The organism is Kitasatospora sp. NPDC094019 (genome assembly GCF_044764505.1).
GTDB lineage: Bacteria > Actinomycetota > Actinomycetes > Streptomycetales > Streptomycetaceae > Kitasatospora.
Window position 1 is genome coordinate 743,873 of sequence record NZ_JBIWIF010000001.1, and the last position, 20,830, is coordinate 764,702.

General features: G+C 71.4%; 16 protein-coding genes and 1 tRNA gene. 7 read left to right on the top strand and 10 right to left on the bottom strand.

Translation table 11 applies throughout. The features are described from left to right. Positions 1-105 precede the first annotated feature (105 nt). Positions 106-1,086 (top strand): nuclease-related domain-containing protein, encoded by a 981-nt coding sequence (locus ACIQ9P_RS03345; protein ID WP_402348873.1) that lies wholly within the window; start codon positions 106-108, stop codon positions 1,084-1,086. A gap of 269 nt (positions 1,087-1,355) precedes the next feature. After that, a complete protein-coding gene (locus ACIQ9P_RS03350; RefSeq protein ID WP_402348875.1) occupies positions 1,356-2,546 on the top strand; it encodes an HNH endonuclease in 1,191 nt (396 codons plus the stop codon). Positions 2,547-2,686: 140 nt separating this feature from the next. Here ACIQ9P_RS03350 and ACIQ9P_RS03355 read toward each other — a convergent pair. Next, positions 2,687-2,758, bottom strand: a tRNA-Val gene (locus ACIQ9P_RS03355). A gap of 214 nt (positions 2,759-2,972) precedes the next feature. Here ACIQ9P_RS03355 and ACIQ9P_RS03360 point away from each other — a divergent pair. Together ACIQ9P_RS03360 and ACIQ9P_RS03365 are read left to right on the top strand one after the other, a co-directional pair. Further along, positions 2,973-4,292: a hypothetical protein gene (locus ACIQ9P_RS03360; protein ID WP_402348878.1), complete on the top strand. Its 1,320-nt coding sequence runs from the start codon at positions 2,973-2,975 to the stop codon at positions 4,290-4,292. 58 nt (positions 4,293-4,350) lie between these two features. Then, positions 4,351-4,578, top strand: a complete 228-nt coding sequence (locus ACIQ9P_RS03365; protein ID WP_030310195.1) for a zinc ribbon domain-containing protein — start codon at positions 4,351-4,353, stop codon at positions 4,576-4,578. A 32-nt stretch (positions 4,579-4,610) separates the two neighbouring features. On the opposite strand, the gene ACIQ9P_RS03370 is transcribed toward ACIQ9P_RS03365, so the two are convergent. The 3 genes from ACIQ9P_RS03370 to ACIQ9P_RS03380 form a co-directional block, all read right to left on the bottom strand. After that, positions 4,611-5,528, bottom strand: a complete 918-nt coding sequence (locus ACIQ9P_RS03370) for an HAD family hydrolase (protein ID WP_402348882.1) — start codon at positions 5,526-5,528, stop codon at positions 4,611-4,613. A 5-nt stretch (positions 5,529-5,533) separates the two neighbouring features. Then, positions 5,534-8,008 carry a phosphoribosyltransferase gene (locus ACIQ9P_RS03375; protein ID WP_402349853.1) on the bottom strand — a complete coding sequence of 825 codons (2,475 nt, stop codon included), beginning with the start codon at positions 8,006-8,008 and terminating at the stop codon, positions 5,534-5,536. Between the two features lie 285 nt (positions 8,009-8,293). Further along, on the bottom strand, positions 8,294-9,553 hold the full coding sequence (locus ACIQ9P_RS03380) for an HpcH/HpaI aldolase/citrate lyase family protein (RefSeq protein WP_402348885.1): 1,260 nt from the start codon (positions 9,551-9,553) through the stop codon (positions 8,294-8,296). 342 nt (positions 9,554-9,895) lie between these two features. Between ACIQ9P_RS03380 and ACIQ9P_RS03385 the strand changes: the two genes are divergently transcribed. Beyond that, a complete protein-coding gene (locus ACIQ9P_RS03385; protein WP_402348888.1) occupies positions 9,896-10,942 on the top strand; it encodes a TerD family protein in 1,047 nt (348 codons plus the stop codon). Positions 10,943-10,993: 51 nt separating this feature from the next. Here the strand turns inward: ACIQ9P_RS03385 and ACIQ9P_RS03390 are convergent, their stop codons facing one another. Beyond that, on the bottom strand, positions 10,994-11,722 hold the full coding sequence (locus tag ACIQ9P_RS03390; RefSeq protein ID WP_402348891.1) for a Tellurium resistance: 729 nt from the start codon (positions 11,720-11,722) through the stop codon (positions 10,994-10,996). A 342-nt stretch (positions 11,723-12,064) separates the two neighbouring features. Here ACIQ9P_RS03390 and ACIQ9P_RS03395 point away from each other — a divergent pair, with 342 nt between their 5' ends. Then, complete coding sequence (locus ACIQ9P_RS03395) at positions 12,065-13,213, top strand: DUF2637 domain-containing protein (RefSeq protein ID WP_402348894.1); 1,149 nt, start codon at positions 12,065-12,067, stop codon at positions 13,211-13,213. A gap of 175 nt (positions 13,214-13,388) precedes the next feature. Here ACIQ9P_RS03395 and ACIQ9P_RS03400 read toward each other — a convergent pair whose 3' ends face one another. From ACIQ9P_RS03400 to ACIQ9P_RS03420, 5 genes are all read right to left on the bottom strand, one after another. After that, positions 13,389-14,495, bottom strand: coding sequence for a DUF475 domain-containing protein (locus tag ACIQ9P_RS03400; RefSeq protein WP_402348897.1), 1,107 nt, complete (start codon positions 14,493-14,495; stop codon positions 13,389-13,391). Between the two features lie 108 nt (positions 14,496-14,603). After that, positions 14,604-15,179: a TerD family protein gene (locus tag ACIQ9P_RS03405; protein ID WP_030395855.1), complete on the bottom strand. Its 576-nt coding sequence runs from the start codon at positions 15,177-15,179 to the stop codon at positions 14,604-14,606. 341 nt (positions 15,180-15,520) lie between these two features. Continuing rightward, the gene (locus ACIQ9P_RS03410; protein WP_402348899.1) at positions 15,521-16,096 is read right to left on the bottom strand and encodes a TerD family protein; all 576 of its coding nucleotides are present in this window, start codon (positions 16,094-16,096) and stop codon (positions 15,521-15,523) included. Between the two features lie 206 nt (positions 16,097-16,302). Next, positions 16,303-16,761, bottom strand: a complete 459-nt coding sequence (locus tag ACIQ9P_RS03415; RefSeq protein ID WP_402348902.1) for a peroxiredoxin — start codon at positions 16,759-16,761, stop codon at positions 16,303-16,305. A gap of 267 nt (positions 16,762-17,028) precedes the next feature. Next, positions 17,029-17,466, bottom strand: coding sequence for a DUF3052 domain-containing protein (locus tag ACIQ9P_RS03420; RefSeq protein ID WP_402348905.1), 438 nt, complete (start codon positions 17,464-17,466; stop codon positions 17,029-17,031). Between the two features lie 516 nt (positions 17,467-17,982). On the opposite strand from ACIQ9P_RS03420, the gene aceE reads away from it, so the two are divergent. Continuing rightward, positions 17,983-20,733: a pyruvate dehydrogenase (acetyl-transferring), homodimeric type gene (aceE, locus tag ACIQ9P_RS03425; protein WP_402348908.1), complete on the top strand. Its 2,751-nt coding sequence runs from the start codon at positions 17,983-17,985 to the stop codon at positions 20,731-20,733. Positions 20,734-20,830: the final 97 nt, after the last annotated feature.

Below are 20,830 nucleotides of genomic sequence, written 5' to 3' on the forward strand. Positions count from 1 at the left end.
ACTGGCCCTTCTCCCAGCGCAGCGAACGACCACACGAACGGCTCACTCGCGCCAACCGGCAGACTCTGCTTGGCTGATGGCCTTCTTGCCAGAGTGCGCGCCGACATGCTGATCTCGTCCCAGGGCCGGGGCGAGGGGGACAATGTGACGGAACTGACGGTCAACCCGTGGCGGCGGGCGGGCAAGGATCGGCTGTACGTCAATCTGGCCGGCACCCGTGGCCAGGAGGTCGCGTGGCTCGACTGCCCGACCGGGGTCGTCACGATCACCGACGCCGCGCATGAATCGGCGGCACTCCATCGGATCCGGGACTGGTGCCGGACATGCGGCCGACCGATCCCACCACTGACCGTCGTCCACAAGCTCTCGCCGACCTCGACCGCCACCCCGCCGCAAGTACCCCCTCGGCCCACATCACCACCGACGGTCCTGCCTGCACTGCCGCTGCTCACGGTCGACGACGACCTCGCTTCGAACCGTCCCGGCGAAGGCGTCCGAGGAATGATCAAAGCCGATGAGAGCAAGCGGAAATGGCTGGTCCGCGTAGCGGCCAAGCTCTCCGGCGACGACCTCACCCGCTCCGAACTGAGCAAGGGGCTCCACGGGGAGCAGCTGGTCGGTGGACTGCTCGACCAGCTCCGGGCGTACGGCTGGTACGTGCTGCACGCCGTCCCCCTGCCGAGCGGCGCGGACATCGACCACGTAGTGATCGGACCCCCCGGAGTGTTCACGGTGAACACCAAGCACCATCCCAACGCCACGGTCTGGGTCGGGGACAAGCGACTCACGGTCAACCGCAACAGCTACCCGTACATCGAGAAGTCCCTCCTCGAAGGCAGCAGAACTGCCGAACTACTGCGCCGCTGGTGCGGCCTTGCGGTCCCGGTCCATCCGGTGATCGCTGTCGTCGGCACCCGAACCCTCACCCACAGCGGAAGCCCCGGCGTCGACGTGGTCGACGGCAGCCGGATCGCGGACACCCTCGGCTCCCGCCCGCCGATACTCGAGCCCCACCGCGCAGCAGCCCTCTTCGACATCGCCCGCCGCCGAAGCGTCTGGTCCCAGTTCGGCCACCGCTCCGGTTGAGCCACCCGGCCACCGGCGAGGTGCCGCCCACCCTGGGTCCGGACAGCCGAGGGAAACGAGTGACCATCAAGATCATCAGCCTCGCGGAGCAGCCCCCGAAGCGGCAGGTCGAGTGCCATGACCCGCGTGGAGTCATGTCGCCTCCCTCCACCGCGGCCTCCGGTCCGCGCCAGGGATGGTGAGTCCTGTCTCACGCTCAACGAGGGAACTGATCTCCGAAGGTCAAAGTTAGGAGGCTCAAGTCGCACGTCGAGACCTAAGGGTGGGCCATGGGAATCAGAGACTTGACGGATGCCACCGCAGTGGAAAGGGCAGTCGCCGAGTACAACGACTTGGGTGGGCAGGCTTTCCGCAACAGGTACGGGTTCGACTCCGCGGCGCAGTACTACCTCAGCCACGCCGACCTGCTTTACGACGCGAAGGCTATCGCCGGCGTCGCCTTCGGCTACCAGCATGAGTCCAGCGGCCCGTTGTCGAACGATCAATTCGACGGCGGAGATGCAGCCACGAACCCTGTACTGCGCGCCATGGGGTTCACGGTCCTGAACAGCCGCACTGAGACCGTGGACGCAGAACGGGAGTGGCGCCTGGCAGTGTGGCGGAATCTGCTCGGACGGCGTGACACCTCGGGGCTGGTAAGCGCCGACATCGTCCGCTCGGTAGGTGCATATGGCAATTACCGGGGCATCTGGGCGGACAAGTCCCGCACCCAGAAGATCCACCCCGACGGCGTGACGATCGGGCTCAAGCACACAGGCCGGCACTACCCTGACGACCTGAACGAGAACGAGGCCCTCTATCACTACCCGGTCACACGGCAACCGGGCCGCGACCTCGGTGAAGTCAACGCCACCAAAGCCGCCGCCGCACTCCGACTGCCCTTGTTCGTGATCACCCAGCACGGTGACCTCCGAGGCGCAAACCTTGCGTGGGTCGAGGGCTGGGACGACAGGAGCAGCCTGTTCCTGGTCAAGTTCGGCGAGACCCCGCCCGTCAAGGTCCTGGACCACGACCGCTCCGAGGACCAGACGTTCCAGCTCGAAGGCAATAGGCGCCACCGACGGAACGGGACCGTGGTCACACGACCGGACCAGGCTCGGTTCAAGCTCGAAGTTTTCCAGCGGTACGGCCCGCGTTGCCCCCTCTCAGGGATCTCGATTCCCCAGATGGTCGAGGCGGCTCATCTCCGAGGCGACGCCGACGGCGGCGCCTCGGACGCCCGCAACGGCCTACCGATGAACGCAGCGCTCCACAGGGCCTTTGACGCTCACCTCTTCGCCATCAACCCCGACACCCTGACCGCAGAGGCACGCCCTGGCGGGCCTGACCTGGAAGCCATGGGTATCGTCCACCCCAAGCTTTCCCTGAACCGCCAACCGCACCCTGAGGCCCTTCGATGGCGCTACAACGAGTGGCTGCGCCGCACCGGCCGTGAGGCGGAAGTGCCAGCAGGCCAGTAGACAGCCCGGGCCCACCGGAAGCCCCCGCATCGTTCGGTGCGGGGGCATCTGCACTGCTGGACTCGGCAGGATGCGTGACCCGGGAACGATCAAGGGCCAGTTCGGGAGGATGCTGCCTCCGAACTGGCCCTTCTCCGCTGTGGGCGCGGACGGTTTCGAACCGCCGACATCTGCTTTGTAAGAGCAGCGCTCTACCACTGAGCTACGCGCCCCCGGTCGGGCGGGTCCCGGGGTGGGGCGCACGACGAGTGCCTAGGGTACCTGGTCCGCGGGGTGGTGTGGTGCAGGTGGTGGGGCGGTGGGGCGGGTGGGGTGCCGGGTCCGGGGGGTGATCGGGAAGAATGGGGGGTGGATCAGCGGTCGGGAACCAGGGAGCGCGCAGTGAGGGTGGCCGGCGGAGGCGGGCGGGGGCGACGGCGGGGCGCGGTGGCCGAGGCGTTGGTGCTGCCGGTGGTCGTCCTGGGGGCGTTGGGGGCCGCGGGGGCGGCGGCGTTCGGGACCGGCGGCGGCTGGTGGGGGCGGCGCGGCGGTGACGGCATGCGGGCGGACGCCCGGGCGGCCCGGGACGCGGCGCAGCAGGCGTTCTACGACGTGGACTCGACCCAGCGCGAGGTGCGGCTGGCGGTGGAGACGGTGCGGTCGGTCGGGGACAGTGCGACGGCCCGGCGGGCGGTCGCGGACTTCGAGGCGATCTCGGGCCGGGTCGACCAGGTGACCGTGAACTATCTGTCGGCCCTGGACGCGCACGACCTGGACGCGGAGGAGCTGGAGTCCGGTGCGGCCGCGCGGGCCAAGCACCAGCTGGACGACGTGAAGGGCCAGCTCGGTTCGGCGCTGTCGGAGCTGAACGAGTTCCTGCGCAGGCTGCGGCCGACGCTGGAGCGGGCGGAGTCGCAGCTGATGCGGGTGACGCCCGCGGTGGAGCAGGCGAAGCGGGCGCTGCTGGAGGCCAGTAACGCCTTGGACGTGGCGCGCGGCGCCGGGCTGCGGGCGGACGGGCCGGCGGCGCGGCTGGCCGAGCTGGCGCCGGAGCTGGGGCGGCTGAACGAGGGGGTGGCCCGGCACGGGGTCCCGGACACGCTGGAGCGCGCGGAGCGGGTGAAGGAGCGCGCGGAGGCGATCGCGGCAGAGGTCGGGCACCTGCCGGAGCGGGCCCGGGAGATCGACCGGCGGGTGGCGAGTCTGCGGACCAGGATCCAGGCGCTGGAGACCAAGGCCGGCACGGTGCCGCCGGCGCTGAGCGAGCTGCGGCGGCGGTTCTCCGCCGCGTGCTGGCAGGACCTCCAGCACGTGCCGGACCAGGTGGCGGAGGCCGGACGGGCCGCCGAGGGCAAGCTGGCCGAGGCGGCGCGGGCCCGGGACGAGCAGCGGTGGGCGGATGCCACCGGGGCGCTGGGGACGGTGCGCGCGCTGCTGGACACGGCGGACGGGTCGGTGGTCGCGGTGAACGAGCGGCTGCGGCAGTTGAACGAGGTGCAGATCGACCCGAACAAGGAGGTCGAGCGGGCCCGGTTCGCGCTGCGGGACGCCCAGCGGCTGGCGATGTCCGGCCGGCAGGCCCCGGAGCCGCGGCACGCCGCGCCGTTGGACGCGGCGGTGGCCCGGCTGGACCGCGCGGTGGCGGAGCTGGAGGCGGCCGGGCGGCATCCGGACTACTGGCGGTTCCTGACCGAGCTGGCGGCGGTGCGGGAGACGGCCGCGCACGTGGTGGAGCTGATCCGCGGCGAGCTCGGCGGCCAGAAGTAGGTCCCGAAGGGGGGAAGCGGCGGGGTTCGGCCCGAGGCGGCGCGGATACGCTGACCGTATGCCTCGTTATGACTTCCGCTGCCGCTCCTGCGGCGCCACGTTCGAGCTCCGCCGCGCGATGGCGCAGGCCAACGACCCCGCCGTGTGCCCGCAGGGGCACCAGGACACGGTGAAGCTGTTGTCGACCGTCGCCGTGACCGGCGCGGCCTCCGCCGGCGCCGCCCCGCAGCAGGCCCCGTCGGCCGGTGGCGGCGGGGGGTGCTGCGGGGGCGGCTGCTGCGGCTAGCCGACAGGAGGGCGACTACGACAGGAGGGCGACTAGCGGACGGCCGCCCCGGCCACCGGAACGCCCGCCTCGCCCCGGACGCGGGACAGGAAGCGGCGGGCGATCTCCTCGCCCGCCGCGACGCCGATCTCGTCGAGGGCGGTGACCCCGGGGCCGGTCCAGCCGGTGTCGGCCAGTTCGCCGTGGCCGGGGCGCCAGGCGGCGTCGGCGGCGAGCAGCAGGTCGGCGTCGAGCAGCGAGTCGCCGGCGGACAGCACCGTGGACGGGCCGACCCTGCGGACGACCTCCGCCAGCGCCGCGCTCTTGCTGAGCGGCGCGGGCACGGCGTACACCTTGCGGCCCTGGAGCGAGACGGTCCAGCCGCGTTCGGCGCACCAGCCGGTGAGTTCGGCGATCCACCCGACCGGCAGTTCGGCGCGCTCGACGACCAGGTAGGCGAACAGCTCGTCGGCCACCCGCCGCTTGTGGGTCCACTCGGGGTCGGCGCGGAGGGCGAGGTGCTCGACCACCTCGGCCAGCGGCGCCGCGCCCTCGGCCAGCCGGCCGGCCATCTCGGTCTGCCAGTCCTCGTCCGGCACGCCGTCGACGAGCAGTCGGCCGCCGTTGGCGCAGATCGCGTAGGGCGGGACCCAACCGGGCGTCGGGCCGGGCAGGTTGACCCGCTCGTACTGGGTCCGGGTGCGGGTGGTGGCGGGGACGAGCACGGCCTCGCGGGCGAGTTCGACGAGCAGCGCGGCGGCCTGCTCGGTCATGAACGACAGCGCCTTGCCGTCGTGCACCTCGACCGAGAGCAGCCGCGGCGCGAGCCGGTCCGGCACGTCGAGGGCGAGGGCCCGGTTGGAGTAGATCAGGGTGCGATCGAGGTCGCTGGCGACGACGAAGCGCGGCGCGGCGGCGGATCCGCCGTCCGGGCGGGCGTCACCACTCGTCGGGTTCACGTGACCACTCATCGGGTTCAGGACTCCTTGGTGAGGACGGCTGTGCCGGAGGCGCCGGTCGCCCCCCGGGTGTAGCGGGGGTGGATGAGGCCGACGCAGGAGTACGGCAGGTCGTCCACCTCCTCGACCGGCACTCCCCGCTGGGCGGCGAGCAGCCGGACGTGGTCGAGGTCGGCGCCGGCGCCGCGGCGGGCGAGCACCCGCCAGGGGACGCGGCGCAGCATGACCCGGGTGGTCTCGCCGACACCGGGCTTGACCAGGTTGACGCTGTCGATGCCGTACTCGGCGCTGATCCGCTCGACGGCCGCCCAGCCGGCCCAGTCGGGGGCGCGCTCGTCGGCGTGCTCGGGGGCGAGGAAGCGTTCGGCCGCCGCGAGGGCTTCGGCCCGGACGTCGGCGAAGTGGTCGGCGACGGTGTCCAGGAAGGCACCGGAGACGTCGGCGCCGGCCAGCTCGGTGTAGTGCTTGGCGCCGTGGAAGTCGTCGGGGCCGATCAGGTCGGAGCGCAGCACGGTGCGCGAGACCAGGCCGGAGACGGTCGAGTTGAGGCAGGCGGAGGGGATCAGGAAGTCGTCCCGGGTGCCGAAGGTGCGCACGCAGCGGCCGGGGTCGGCGAGGACGGCGAGGTCGGGGTCGAAGCCGGTCCCGGTGAGGGCCTCGGCGAGTTCGCGGGTGATCGCGCCCTTGCCGGTCCAGCCGTCGACGAACACCACGTCGCCGGCCCGGTGGTGGGCGTCGAGGTAGCGCAGGGCGACCGGGTCGATGCCGCGGCCGCGGACGATCGAGACGGCGTAGTGCGGAGCGTCGAGGCCGTGTCCGGCGGCGAGCCAGCGGCGGATCAGGATGCCGACCGGCGTCCCGGCGCGGGCCAGCGAGGCGAGCACCAGGCCGGGGCCGCGTTCGCGCAGCAGGGTCTCGGCGACGGTGCCGACGGCGAGCGCGATCCGGCGGGCGGAGACCCGCAGCGCCTGGTGGAACAGCTCCTGGTACTCGGGGCTCGGCTGGTACTCGACCGGCAGCGACTCGGCGTAGTGGGCGCCGCCGCTCTGCACGGCCTCCTCGCGCTCCTCGGTCGGTGCCTCCAGGTCGACGCCGGTGAGGTCCTTGAGCAGCCAGGCCACTTCGTCGGCGCGGTAGGAGGAGAACTCGGGGCCGTACAGCGGACGGGCCGGGGCCGCCGGGGCGGACGGACCGACCGGGGCGGTGGGCCGGTGGGACGGCAGGACGGCGAGCACCACCCGGTCGGTGACCCGGCGCAGCTGGCCGAGCAGGGCGCGCTCGCCCTCGTGCAGGGCGGCGGTGTCGGCGGTGTCGTCGACCACCAGCACCACGGTGCCGAAGCGGCGGGCCGGGTCGGTGCCGGGGGCGACGTTGTAGGCGTAGCGCTCGCGCGAGGAGTCGTCGGCCGGGTCGTCGTGGGCGGGGAAGGCCAGCCGGGTGCGGATGGCGTAGCCGGGGTCGTCGACGGCGAGGACGGGCGAGCGGGTGGTGGTGGAGAAGCGGACGCGGTCGGCGCCGCCGGGCAGCCGCTCGGCGAGGGCCCCGGCCAGCCGCAGCGGCGCGTACATCAGTTCCTCGGAGCCGAGCACCAGCACCAGCGAACGATCGGCATCGGCATCGGCAGAGCCGCCGGTCGCACCGGGATCGACCGCCGCCGCCAGCTGCTCGGCCAGCGCGGGCAGGGCCGCCTCCAGCCGCGCCCGGTGCTCCCGGGTGAAGCCGTGCCGGCCGCCGTCGGGCAGCCCGGCCGGCCAGTCCAGATCCGTCCGCACCAGCGGGGCGGCCGGGGCGGTGGGCGGCTCGGGCGCGGGGCCGGCCTCGGCGATCAGCCGCTCGGCCCGGTCCAGGACGTCGGCGGGCAGTTCGACGCCGCCGTCGGCCAGCGCCACCAGGTCGAGCCGGACGCCGAGTTCGGCCGCGGTGTCGACGAGCCGCCGCCGGTCGGCGGGGCCGCGCAGGTCGACCAGCGCGACCACCACGTAGTGATCGCGCGGGTGGTTGGCGTGCAGTTCGCGGATGGTGTTGAGCACGGTGGTGCCGGTGGAGAACTCGTCGTCCACCAGGACCAGCGGACCGTCGCCGGCGAGCAGCCGGGGGTCCGCGGGCAGCAGCAGGTGGGAGGTGGCGTGCGAGTGCTCCTCCTCGAAGCCGCCGACGGGGGTGAGTCCGGGCACCGGGCGGCGGGTGGAATGCAGGTAGGGGGCGTCCAGGCCGTCGGCGACGCTGTGGCCGAGGCCGGTGGCGGTCTCCGCGTAGCCGAGGACCACGGCCCGGTCGACGGACCCGCCGCCGAGCGGATCGAGCAGCTCGCGGACCAGACGGCCGAGCTCCAGACCGGCGCCGTGCACCACGGCGGGCCGCTGCGGGACGTGCTTGCCGAGCACGGTGGACACCAGCAGGTGGGCCCGCTTGCGGTTCTCCCGCAGGGCGAGGCCGACCAGCCCGGGGAGGCGCTCGGAGCCGGTCAGGGTGACGCCCGCGCGCTCGGCCACCCAGCGCCCGGTCCACTCCCCCGCTCCCGCGAGCCCCTCGGCGTTCGCCCCGGAGGAGCCGACGTCCCCGACGCCCCCGACGCCCTCGACGGTCCCGTCGGTTCCGGTGGTCCGGTCCTGCTGCGCTGCTGTCACTACGGGTCCTGTCCTCGGTCTGTGCGGTGGTGCGGTGGGCAAGGTCTGACGGGCGGGTCCCGTGAACGAACGGGCCGACGGGCGGGTCCCGCGAACGAACGGGCCGACGGGCGGGCCCCGGGAGCGGCCGGTCCGGCCCGGCCGAACGGCTCAGCGGCAGAGGCAGGCCGAGAGCAGCTCCGCGAAACTGACGTCCTCGCGGGCCACTCCGAACACCTCGGCGCGCAGCAGTACCCGCTCCGCCCAGGCCCGGTGGGGCTTCGCCTCGTTCATCTTGTTGGTGTACGCCGAGCGCGTCACCCCGCCCCCGCCACGCTCCTGCTGGAGGATGTCGTGGGCGTCGCTGTACTCCTCGTGCGTGACGACGGAGAGCGCGTGCACGGCGGGCACATGGCTGGGGTGAATGCAGGTCTTGCCCAACAGACCGTTGGCGCGGTCGAGTTCTATCTCACGGATGAGCCCGTCCAGATCGTGCTCGATGATCTGCCGACGGACGGCCTCGCGCGAGGGCTCGGCCTCCGCGAACGGCGTGCGGCGCAGCTGGGGCTTGAACATCCGTTCCTGGACCGGGAAGTACTCCCAGACCGGGCCGGTGACGGTGAACCCGGTGCCGTCGGCGCGGCCGAGCACGTTCACCACGTCGCCGATCACCGAGGCGACCAGCGCGACGTCGTACGCGGTCAGGTCGGGCGAGCGCCGCAGGCCGTACGCGGAGCAGAGGTCGGTGACGCCGAGGCGGACGGCGAGGACGCGCTCGCGGTGCTTGTCGAGCAGCCGGGCTATGCCGAAGAGCTGTTCGCGGCGGGTCTCCAGGTGGGCGAGCTCGGGCGACTCCAGGACGGGCATGGCGAACAGCCGGCGTCCGGTGGCGGCCTCGGCGGCGGCGAGCGCCTCCAGGAAGTCGCCGCCGGTGTCCTCGGTGAACTTCGGCAGGACGAAGCCGGTGAGCAGCCCGATCGCGGGTCCGAGCCGGTCGGCGAGGTCGGTCAGCTGCGCGGCGGTCCGCACCCTGACGAAGAGGAGGGGAAGATCCTGTGTGCAACCGGTGGAGATTCCATCCGCATCGACACCCTCGGTGACACCGGTTCCGACACCCTCCGTGACACCGACCCCGGCACTCTCCGTGACCTCCGCCCAGAGCTCACCGAGCCGGGCCACCAGGTTGGCCTCGGCGTCCGGGACCTCGTGGTCGGCGATGGCGTCCTCCAGGCAGAGCACCATCGAGACGACGCCCTGCGCGGCCTGCTTGCGGATGTCCGCGCGCAGGGTGGGGCGGGTGGCCGGGCTGTAGAGCGTGGCGCCCAGCGCGGTGGCGAGCACGGCCGCCGCGCTGTCGGCGGTGAACTCCCCCGGAGCGCTGAGAAAGAGCCGGTCGCGGACGTCGTCCGCGAGGTGGCCGAAGTGGCGCAAGGTGCTCTCCTCAGGAGGTTCGGCCGCCGGTCCGGCGGAGGAGGGGGAAGGGCGGGGAGGGACGGAGCGGGACGGTGGCGGCACCCGGTCCAGCACCCGGTTCAACCGGCCCGACGGTCGTGGTGGTTCCCGGTCCGGTCCCGGCCGGTCGTCGTCGTCCGGCACGGATCCCCCCGCCCGCCCATCGTACGGACCGTGCCGGGTCGGGGGTGGTTCCGAAACATCGAATTCTCGGAAGGTTACCTTCCACTTCACAAAGCGCAAGCGTTGGCAAAGTCCCACCACAACGCCTCCTCCGGTCACGTTGTCCGAAGGGGTGGCGAACAGGCAGGATGGTCGGCTATGACGCACGTGATGGCCAAGGGCGCCAACATCGCACTGCCGGTGGCGGCGGTCCGCGCCGTGCTGCGCTGGAGCGCCACGCCCGGTGCGCCGGACGTGGACGCCTCCGCGCTGCTGCTCGGACCGGGCGGCAAGGTCCGCTCGGACGCCGACTTCGTCTTCTACAACCAGCCGCGCCACCCCTCAGGACTGGTGCGCCACCTGCCCAAGCAGCAGACCGCCGACGGCGGCGAGATCACCGACACCGTCGAGGCCGAGCTCGGCAAGCTGCCGACCGACGTGGACCGGGTGGTACTGGCCGGCTCCTCCGAGGGCGGCACCTTCCGGGCGGTGAGCGGGCTGCGCCTGTTGCTGTTCGACGCCGCGGCCGGGGACGGCGCGCCCGCGCTGGCCGAGTTCGCGATGGCCGACGGGGACGAGGTGACCGCGCTGGTCGCGGGCGAGCTCTACCGCCGGGCCGGCGCCTGGAAGTTCCGCGCGGTCGGCCAGGGCTACGCGTCCGGGCTGATCGGGCTGGCCACCGATTTCGGCATCACCGTCGAGGACGAGGGCGACACCCGGGCCGGGGCGGCCGCCGCCGGCCCGCCCGTCGGCGATCCCCGGGCCGCCGCCCTGCCCGACCCCCGGCCGGCCGGGCGCCCCGAACCGGGCACCTTCACCCTGGCCCCGGCCGTCCCGCAGGCCGCCGCGCAGCCGGCCGGCGCGCCCCCGCCGCCGCCCCGGCCGCCGACGGTGCCGCCGAACCTCCCACCCGCCCCGGCCTCGCCCCCGGCCGGACGGCCCGGGTACGGCTACCCGCCGCCGGCCCCGCGCCCCGGGTACGGCTACCCCCAGCCGCAGCCCCCGGCGCCCGTGCCCGGATACGGCTACCCGCCCCAGCAGCAGTCGCCGCAGCAGCCCCAGCAGCAGCCGGGCTACGGCTACCCGCCGCCGAACACCGCCCCGCAGGCCCAGCAGGCCGCCCTGCCGCCCGTCCCGCCGCAGCCGGCACCGCCCGCCGAGGAGTTCGCGCTGCCCCCGCAGGGCCCCCAGTTCCAGCCCCGCTGAGCCGCCCGCGCGCCGGAGCGCCCCGACCCCGACCCCGGCCTCACTCCGGCCTCACTCGGTCTTGTAGCCGCGCTGCCACTGCATCCCGAAGCCGTACAGCCGGTCGATGTCCGCCTGGAACCCGTTCACGTACCGCACCTCGCGCCGCACCGTGAGCGTGTTGTCGCCGGCGTTCTCGATCAGCACCACCGCGCAGGAACGGGCCGCCGACGCCCGCTCCTCCAGATGCACCTCGATCCGCGGCCCGGACTGCGGCACGATCGTCACCACCGCGTTGGTCTGCTCGAAGGCCGGCGTGCCGTCGTAGATGTACACGAAGATCAGCAGCCGCTTGAACTGGTCCTTCTTCTCCAGGTTGACGTACATCGTCTCGCCGGACGGCGCCCCGTACTGGTCGTCGCCGCTGAGCTTGATGTACGGCGGGTTCCGGAGGTCGCCGAAGAAGCCGCCCAGCGGCTGCACCACGCCCCGCTTGCCGTCGGTCAGCTCGTACATGCAGGCCAGGTCGAGGTCCACGTTGACCTGGGCGTTCTGACTGGAGTCCGGCTCCATCGGGCTCAGGATGCGCGGACTGAACACCCTCCGCAGGGTGTCCCCGGCACTCGTCCTCGGAGCCCCTATCCGGGTGGTCCAGTGCAGGTTGACATAGAGGTAGCCGGTGGTCGCCGCCGCACCGGTGATCGCGTGGTGCGGCGAGGACTTGGTCAGGGTGACCTTGAACTGGCCACCCGTGTCGAGGGCGTTCCGCTCTCCGCGCAGGTACTCCCAAATCGAGGCCATGCCGTCCTCCCCCAGCCGCGCCAGCCGTTCTGACGGTCCGCCGCTCCATGATCGGGCATCAGCCCGTCCGCGGGTACCCGAAGTCCCCTACCCGCCGCCGCCCGCCGGACACCGACCGGACACCGGCGGGTCGATTGGCGGGGTGAAGCTCACCTCCCGTACCATGCGGCCACTTCGGACGCGATATCGTCTAGCCGCACAGGTGTCCCGCCCGCCCGCCCGGGCGCGTCGGCGCACCCGTCCGACGACGACGCTTCGTCAGGCCCGGTCCCGGGGACGGATCCTGATCTTCGTGTCGCACTTGAGACCTGTCCCCTGCGGAAACCCGAGGCCCGACCCGCAATGAACCTGACCTCCATACAGCTGGTCTGGACCGTCATCGGCGGTGTAGCCCTGCTGTTCACCGCCATCCTGGTGGCGACGCTGCGCTTCAAGAACAACAACCGGAAGGACGAATCCAGCGACTCCTGGGAGCGCAGCGAGGAACGCCGACGACGCAAGGAGATGGTCTACGGGATCTCCTCCTACGTCCTGCTGTTCTGCTGCGCCGGCGTCGCGGCCGCGCTCTCCTTCCACGGCCTGGTCGGCTTCGGCAAGGAGAACCTGGGCCTGTCGAACGGCTGGGAGTACCTGGTCCCGTTCGGCCTGGACGGCGCCGCGATGTTCTGCTCGGTGCTCGCCGTCCGCGAGGCCAGCCACGGTGACGCGGCGCTCGGCTCCCGGCTGCTGGTCTGGGTGTTCGCGATCGCCTCGGCCTGGTTCAACTGGGTGCACGCCCCGCGCGGCATCTCCCACGACGGCGCCCCCGAGTTCTTCTCCGGCATGTCGATCTCGGCCGCGATCCTGTTCGACCGCGCGCTGAAGCAGACCCGCAAGGCCGCGCTGCGCGAGCAGGGCCTCGTCCCGCGCCCGCTGCCGCAGATCCGCATAGTCCGCTGGCTGCGCGCGCCCCGCGAGACCTACGCCGCCTGGTCGCTGATGCTGCTGGAGAACGTCCGCAGCCTGGACGAGGCGGTCGACGAGGTGCGCGAGGAGCGTCAGGCGAAGCTGGACGCCAAGGTGCGTGCCCGCAGCGCCGACCGCCGCGAGCGCGCCGAGCTGAAGGCGATCTCCCGCCAGTCGGGCGGCGTGCTGTCCCGCAGCCGCGGCGGCCGCCAGGTGCCCGCGCTCGCCGCCGCCGGAGACGGCCCGAGCGCTACGGAGCCTGCCCTAGCCGCCGAGGTGGACGCCTTCTCCTCCCGCACCTCCGGCTCGCTGCTGGACTCCGCCCCGCTGAGCGCCCTGGAGACCCGCCGCTCGCGCGGCTCCGAGTCGGCCTCCGGCTCGTCCTCCTCCGCGTACTCCTCGGCCTCGTCCTCCTCGTACGCGTCCTCCTCCTCGTCCGCCTACCGCTCGACGGTCGACCTGACGCCGGACGACGACACCCTGTCGATGCCCAAGCTCGACTCCCTGGAGCGCAAGCTGCGCGCCATCGAGCAGCAGCTCGGCTGAGCACCGGCAACCGCGAACAGAACGCCGGACGGCCGTTCCCCACTCGGGAGGAACGGCCGTCCGGCGTTCTGCTGTCCTGCGTTGTACGTCCTGCGTCCTGCGTTACACGTCCTGCGTGCTGCGTGCTGCGTGCTGCGTGCTGCGGCGATGATCCCGAAGGATCCGGGAGCCGGCCCTAGCTGCCGCTGCCCACCAGTTCCCGGTCCCCGTCGCCCTCCCCGCCGGTGCCCTCCCGGCGGTTGCGCAGGACCGACGAGCCGAGGGCGAGGCCGATGAAGGCGACGCCGATCAGGCCGGTGACGATCTCCGGGATGTGGTACTCGATGCCGACCAGCAGGATCACCGCGAGCGCGCCGATCGCGTAGTGCGCGCCGTGCTCCAGGTAGACGTAGTCGTCCAGGGTGCCCTTGCGGACGAGGAAGACGGTCAGCGAGCGGATGTACATCGCGCCGATGCCGAGGCCCAGGGTGATCTGGAAGATGTCGCTGGAGATGGCGAACGCGCCGACGACGCCGTCGAAGGAGAACGAGGCGTCCAGCACCTCCAGGTACATGAAGAGGAAGAACGCGGCCTTGCCGCCCACCTGCACGATGGACTTGCCGGTCTTCTCCTGCGCCTCCTCCTTCTCGGCCTCCTCCTCCAGGCCCGCCTCGAAGACCGAGGAGAGGCCGTTCACCGACAGATAGGTGACGAGGCCGAGCACACCGGCGAGCAGCACCGTCTCGGCGTGGTCGGCGGCGAAGAAGTTGGCCGCCAGCAGCAGGGTGACCAGGGCGACGACGGTGGAGAACGCCTCCAGCTTGCCGACCTTCTCCAGCGGGCGCTCGATCCAGGCCAGCCAGTTGTAGTCCTTCTCCTCGAAGATGAAGTCGAGGAAGATCATCAGCAGGAAGACGCCGCCGAAGGCCGCGATGGCCGGGTTGGCCGCTTCCAGGTACTGACCGTAGGTGAGGCCGTCATGGGTCTTGTCGCTGTGCAGCGCGAGGTCGACGACCGTGGCCGGGTTGAGGTGCGCGGTGAGACCGACGACCAGCAGCGGGAAGATCAGCCGCATACCGAAGACGGCGATCAGCACGCCGACGGTGAGGAAGATCTTCTGCCAGTACGGGTTCATCCGCTTCAACACCGTGGCGTTGACCACCGCGTTGTCGAACGAGAGGGAGATCTCCAGGATGGAGAGGATCAGCACGATGCCGAATCCCTCGGCTCCCCAGAGCAGGCCGGCGGCGATCAGCCCGAGAATGGTGATCGCGAATGACCAGCCGAATGTGCGGAGGAACACGGGACTTGGTTACCTTTCGGATTCATGGCGTCGACGAGGTCGACGTTCACCGGGACGCGTCCGGACGCGCCGGGGCGCCGAACGGAACGATCACGGTGATGAGGGCCTTTACTGTACGTTTACGCCGAAATCGAGGGCAATGCCCCGCAGGCCCGAGGCATAACCCTGGCCCACCGCACGGAACTTCCACTCACCGGCGTACCGGTACAGCTCGCCGAAGATCATCGCGGTCTCGCTGGACGCGTCCTCGGTGAGGTCGTAGCGGGCGATCTCCTGACCGTCCACCGAGTTGACCACCCGGATGTAGGCGTTGCGGACCTGGCCGAAGTTCTGCCCCCGGTTCTCGGCGTCGTAGATCGACACCGGGAAGACCACCTTGTCGACCTGCGGCGGCACCAGGTCCAGGTTGACCAGGACGACCTCGTCGTCGCCGTCGCCGTCACCGGTGAGGTTGTCGCCGGTGTGCTCGACCGAGCCCTCGGGGCTCTTGAGGTTGTTGTAGAAGACGAAGTACTCGTCACCCAGCACCCGGCCGCTCGAACACAGCAGGGCGCTCGCGTCGAGGTCGAAGGGCGCGCCGGTCGTCGACCGGGCGTCCCAGCCGAGACCGATCTGCACCTGCGTCAGATTCGGCGCGGCCTTGGTGAGCGAGACATTGCCACCCTTGGCGAGCGTGACACTCATTGGCGGTCCTTCCTCCCTTGCCTCCCGGGGCGCATCTCAGGTCTATTCCCCCGCGACCCCGGCCGGCCCCTCCGGGCCGGCTGAACTTTCCTGAACTCCCATCCTTCCAGTGCGGCCGGGCAGGTCGTAGCCCGGGCACGGCAAACCCCGGGCCGACACCGGGCGAACCCCGGGGGCCGACGCCCGCCGCGGGAACCCGGCGCCGGACGAACGGCACCGAACGAACCCCACCCGACCAACCGCCGCACACGGCGAACGGCCGGGGCGGCCGCCGACGCTCTCGCGTCCGCGGCCGCCCCGGCCGTCGTGCAACACCGGGCCGTCACCGGCCCCGCCCCGACTCAGACGTTGACGCCGAAGTCCTGGGCGATGCCGCGCAGGCCGGAGGCGTAGCCCTGGCCGATCGCGCGGAACTTCCACTCGGCGCCGTTGCGGTACAGCTCGCCGAAGACCATCGCCGTCTCGGTGGAGGCGTCCTCGGTGAGGTCGTACCGGGCCAGCTCCTTGTTGTCCGCCTGGTTCACCACGCGGATGAACGCGTTGCGGACCTGGCCGAAGTTCTGCGAGCGGTTCTCGGCGTCGTAGATCGACACCGGGAAGACGATCTTCTGCACGTCGGCCGGCACGGTCGCCAGGTCGACCTTGATCGCCTCGTCGTCGCCCTCGCCCTCACCGGTGGTGTTGTCACCGGTGTGCTCGACCGAGCCGTCGGGGCTCTTCAGGTTGTTGAAGAAGACGAAGTTGCCGTCCCCGCCCACCTTGCCCTGGTCGTTGCAGAGCAGAGCGCTGGCGTCCAGGTCGAAATCCGTGCCCGTGGTGGTACGGACGTCCCAGCCGAGGCCGACCAGTACGGCGGTCAGGCCGGGGGCCTCCTTGGTGAGCGAGACATTGCCGCCCTTGCTCAGGCTGACACCCACTTGTCCTCCAAGATTCGGGAGGCACTCCTCGGTGCCCCCGTGGTGCGGTCCGAGACTCCGGCGGCGAACCGCTCCGAGCCTCTGACCAGCCAACGGACCGATCGTAGTGCGGGGTTCCCGACCGCGCCGGGGAACCGTGCGGACCGGGTTCCCGCAGCGGCCCGGACCGTGCCGGGCGACCGCGGGGACCCCGCCCCCGCAGCCTCTCAGAGCGCGCCGAGGGCCGCCAGGTACTCCTGCTCGTCACGGGCGTCCGGCAGGCCGTTCACGACGCTCCAGCGGACCAGGCCGGCCTTGTCGATCACGAAGGTGCCGCGGACCGCGCAGCCCTTGGTCTCGTCGAAGACGCCGTAGGCGCGGGAGACCTCGCCGTGCGGCCAGAAGTCGGAGAGCAGCGGGAAGTCCAGGCCCTCCTGCTCGGCGAAGATCCGCTGGCTGAACGGCGAGTCGTTGGAGACGCCGAGCACCTGGACCTCGTCGTTCTGCAGGCGCGGCAGCTCCTTCTGGATCGCGCAGACCTCGCCGGTGCAGACACCGGTGAACGCGAACGGGTAGAAGACCACGACGACGTTCTTCTCGCCCCGGAACGCGGAGAGCCGGACCAGCTCGCCGTGCTGGTTCTTGAGCTCGAAGTCCGGAGCCTCGGTGCCGATCTCGATGGCCATGCGGTGACCTTTCCCACTCGACGCGACTGGGCCGCGCGGGTGACGCGGCGAGCGCCATCCTCGCATTCGCCGGGGTCGGTTGAGCCGGACGGGTGAGGGCTGCGCCGTCCGGGGCCACCGCTTTCGCCCTGGGCGAACGGTTCGGCCGTCCGGGTCCGGGCGGCCTCCCGACCCGGGGGCCGCCGCCGGGCCGGCCCCCGGGGGAAACGGACCGGGCCCCGCCGGAGGAATGCTCCGGCGGGGCCCGGTGAGGCCGCTCGGCGGGACTCAGCGCTTGGCCGGCTTGGCCGTCGACTTGGTCGCCAGGCGGGTCGCGGCCCAGTCCTTGGCGATCGCGATCGAGCTGGTCTGGGAGAGGCCCGCGGTCTTGGCGGCATCGGCGATGTCCGACGCCTCGATGTGGCCGTCACGGCCGGTCTTGGGCGTCAGCAGCCAGATCAGACCGCCCTCCGCCAGGTATTCCAGGGCGTCGACGAGGGAGTCGGTGAGGTCTCCGTCGTCGTCGCGGTGCCACAGCAGGACGGCGTCTGCGACGTCGTCGTAGTCCTCGTCGACAAGATCCGTCCCGGTGATCTCCTCGATGCCCTCGCGGAGATCCTGGTCAGTGTCTTCGTCGTACCCCAGCTCCTGGACGATCTGGCCCTGGTCGAAGCCGAGACGGGCTGCCGGGTTGGACTTGTCCGCGGGGTCCGCGGTCGCGCTCACGGGAATAACCTCCAGTATTCGGCTCGGCATCCATGCCGAGGCTGTGGCCGTAGTCCACACGGGCGCGGCGGTTCGCGCAAGTACCCGACCCCCGATCCCCTCCAAAGGTTGACGTCCCACAGGGGGACACGCCGGGCGACGTGTCGCGAATCACACCGATTTGCCCTTCTCTGCACAAGACAAGGATGCTTCGGGAGGTCCTGGTCCACAGGCCGTACGCACGACCGAGATGCGAACGGCATTCGGGTCCGCGCGTGCGCGGGCGTAGAGTCTCCTGTTGGCCCTCACCCCTGCCGTCCGCCATCGGGCGGCCGGGAAACCAGGTCGGACCACCTCTGTTCGTAACACCCGGAGGTGTGCGGCACGGACGACGCTGTCCGAACCGCACATCGCCAGACCGTTCCTTCTGTTGGGCGGAACGGTTACCGATCGGTAGAGATGACGGATCTCCGAGCGCGGTAGCACGATGGAGGCGGCGCGACACACCTCAGTTTCGACCGACAGTGAAGGAACAGCGTGGCTTCCGGATCCGATCGCAACCCGATCATCATTGGCGGCCTTCCGAGTCAGGTCCCGGACTTCGATCCCGAGGAGACCGCGGAATGGCTGGAGTCGCTCGATGCGGCCATCGACGAGCGGGGGCGCGAGCGTGCCCGCTACCTGATGCTGCGGCTGATCGAGCGCGCCCGCGAGAAGCGTGTCGCCGTGCCCGAGATGCGCAGCACGGACTACGTCAACACCATCGCCACCAAGGACGAGCCGTTCTTCCCCGGTAACGAGGAGATCGAGCGCAAGATCCTGAACGCGACCCGCTGGAACGCCGCGGTGATGGTCTCCCGGGCGCAGCGCCCCGGTATCGGGGTGGGTGGCCACATCGCCACCTTCGCCTCCTCCGCGTCGCTCTACGACGTCGGCTTCAACTACTTCTTCCGGGGCAAGGACGCCGAAGGCGAGTCCGGCGACCAGATCTTCTTCCAGGGTCACGCCTCCCCCGGCATCTACGCCCGGGCCTTCCTGCTGGACCGGCTCACCGAGCAGCAGCTCGACGCCTTCCGACAGGAGAAGTCGAAGGCCCCCTACGGCCTCTCCAGCTACCCGCACCCGCGGCTGATGCCGGACTTCTGGGAGTTCCCGACCGTCTCGATGGGCCTCGGCCCGCTCGGCGCGATCTACCAGGCCCGGATGAACCGGTACCTGGAGCACCGGGGCATCAAGGACACCTCCGACTCGCAGGTCTACGCCTTCCTCGGCGACGGCGAGATGGACGAGCCCGAGTCGCTCGGCCAGCTGTCGCTGGCCGCCCGCGAGGGCCTGGACAACCTCACCTTCGTGGTCAACTGCAACCTGCAGCGCCTCGACGGCCCGGTCCGCGGCAACGGCAAGATCATCCAGGAGCTGGAGTCGCAGTTCCGCGGCGCCGGCTGGAACGTCATCAAGCTGGTCTGGGACCGCAGCTGGGACCCGCTGCTCGCCCAGGACCGCGACGGCGTCCTGGTGAACAAGCTGAACACCACGGTCGACGGCCAGTTCCAGACCTACGCCACCGAGACCGGCGCGTACATCCGCGAGAACTTCTTCGGCGGCGACCTGCGGCTGCGCAAGATGGTCGAGAACATGACCGACCAGCAGATCCAGCACCTGGGTCGCGGCGGCCACGACCACGCCAAGGTCTACGCGGCCTTCAAGGCGGCCCGCGAGCACAAGGGCCAGCCGACGGTCATCCTCGCCCAGACGGTCAAGGGCTGGACGCTCGGCCCCAACTTCGAGGGCCGCAACGCGACGCACCAGATGAAGAAGCTGACGGTCGAGGACCTGAAGCGCTTCCGCGACCGCCTGCACCTCCCGATCACGGACAAGCAGCTGGAGGAGGGCTACCCGCCCTACTACCACCCGGGCCGTGACTCGGAGGAGATCCAGTACATGCACGACCGCCGCAAGGAGCTGGGCGGCTACGTGCCGACCCGCAAGGTGCGGCCGCGGCAGCTGGAGCTCCCGGGCGACGACGCCTACAAGGCGGTCAAGAAGGGTTCCGGCAACCAGACCATCGCCACCACCATGGCGTTCGTCCGGGTGCTCAAGGACCTCATGCGGGACAAGGGCATCGGCAACCGCTTCGTGCCGATCGCGCCCGACGAGTACCGCACCTTCGGCATGGACTCGCTGTTCCCGTCGGCGAAGATCTACAACCCGCTGGGCCAGACCTACGAGTCGGTCGACCGCGACCTGCTGCTGGCCTACAAGGAGTCGCCGACCGGCCAGATGCTGCACGACGGCATCTCCGAGGCGGGCTGCACCGCCTCGCTGATCGCCGCCGGCTCGTCCTACGCCACCCACGGCGAGCCGCTGATCCCGGTCTACGTCTTCTACTCGATGTTCGGGTTCCAGCGCACCGGCGACCAGTTCTGGCAGATGGCCGACCAGCTGGCCCGCGGCTTCGTGATCGGCGCCACCGCCGGCCGCACCACGCTGACCGGTGAGGGCCTGCAGCACGCCGACGGCCACTCGCACCTGCTGGCCTCGACCAACCCCGGTGTCGTCGCGTACGACCCGGCGTACGGCTTCGAGATCGCGCACATCGTGCAGGACGGCCTGCGCCGGATGTACGGCTCCAGCGCCGAGCACCCGCACGGCGAGGACGTGTTCTACTACATGACCGTCTACAACGAGCCGATCAAGATGCCGGCCGAGCCGGAGAACGTGGACGTCGAGGGCATCCTCAAGGGTCTGCACCGGTACGCCCCCGGCACCGCCGGCCAGATCCCGGCCCAGATCCTCGCCTCCGGCGTGGCCGTGCCGTGGGCCCTGGAGGCCCAGCGGATCCTGGCCGAGGAGTGGAACGTCAAGGCCGACGTCTGGTCCGCGACCTCCTGGAACGAGCTGCGCCGCGACGCGGTGGAGGCCGAGGAGTTCAACCTGCTGCACCCCGAGGAGCAGCAGCGCGTCCCGTACGTGACCAGCAAGCTCCAGGGCGCCGAGGGTCCGTTCGTCGCCGTGTCCGACTGGATGCGCGCGGTGCCGGACCAGATCGCCCGCTGGGTGCCGGGTCAGTACCAGTCGCTGGGTGCCGACGGCTTCGGCTTCGCCGACACCCGCGGCGCGGCCCGTCGCTTCTTCCACATCGACGCGCAGTCGGTCGTGCTGGGCGTGCTCACCGAGCTCGCCAAGCAGGGCCGGATCGACCGCAGCGCGCTGAAGGACGCGATCGACCGTTACCAGCTGCTCGACGTGGCGGCGGCCGAGCCGGGCGCCGCGGGCGGCGACGCCTGATCCCTCCACCGGGACCGCCGAGGGGCCGGTCCTCCCGCCGTGTGCGGGAGGGCCGGCCCCTCGGCGTTCCGCCCGGGGCTGTGCCCGCGGACCGGTT

Coding starts and splice junctions, on each gene's coding strand:
- ACIQ9P_RS03405 (WP_030395855.1), bottom strand. CDS start 15,179: ATGAGTGTCACGCTCGCCAAGGGTGGCAATGTCTCGCTCACCAAGGCC.
- ACIQ9P_RS03350 (WP_402348875.1), top strand. CDS start 1,356: ATGGGAATCAGAGACTTGACGGATGCCACCGCAGTGGAAAGGGCAGTC.
- ACIQ9P_RS03390 (WP_402348891.1), bottom strand. CDS start 11,722: ATGGCCTCGATTTGGGAGTACCTGCGCGGAGAGCGGAACGCCCTCGAC.
- ACIQ9P_RS03415 (WP_402348902.1), bottom strand. CDS start 16,761: ATGGCCATCGAGATCGGCACCGAGGCTCCGGACTTCGAGCTCAAGAAC.
- ACIQ9P_RS03385 (WP_402348888.1), top strand. CDS start 9,896: ATGACGCACGTGATGGCCAAGGGCGCCAACATCGCACTGCCGGTGGCG.
- ACIQ9P_RS03365 (WP_030310195.1), top strand. CDS start 4,351: ATGCCTCGTTATGACTTCCGCTGCCGCTCCTGCGGCGCCACGTTCGAG.
- ACIQ9P_RS03345 (WP_402348873.1), top strand. CDS start 106: ATGCTGATCTCGTCCCAGGGCCGGGGCGAGGGGGACAATGTGACGGAA.
- ACIQ9P_RS03395 (WP_402348894.1), top strand. CDS start 12,065: ATGAACCTGACCTCCATACAGCTGGTCTGGACCGTCATCGGCGGTGTA.
- ACIQ9P_RS03370 (WP_402348882.1), bottom strand. CDS start 5,528: ATGAGTGGTCACGTGAACCCGACGAGTGGTGACGCCCGCCCGGACGGC.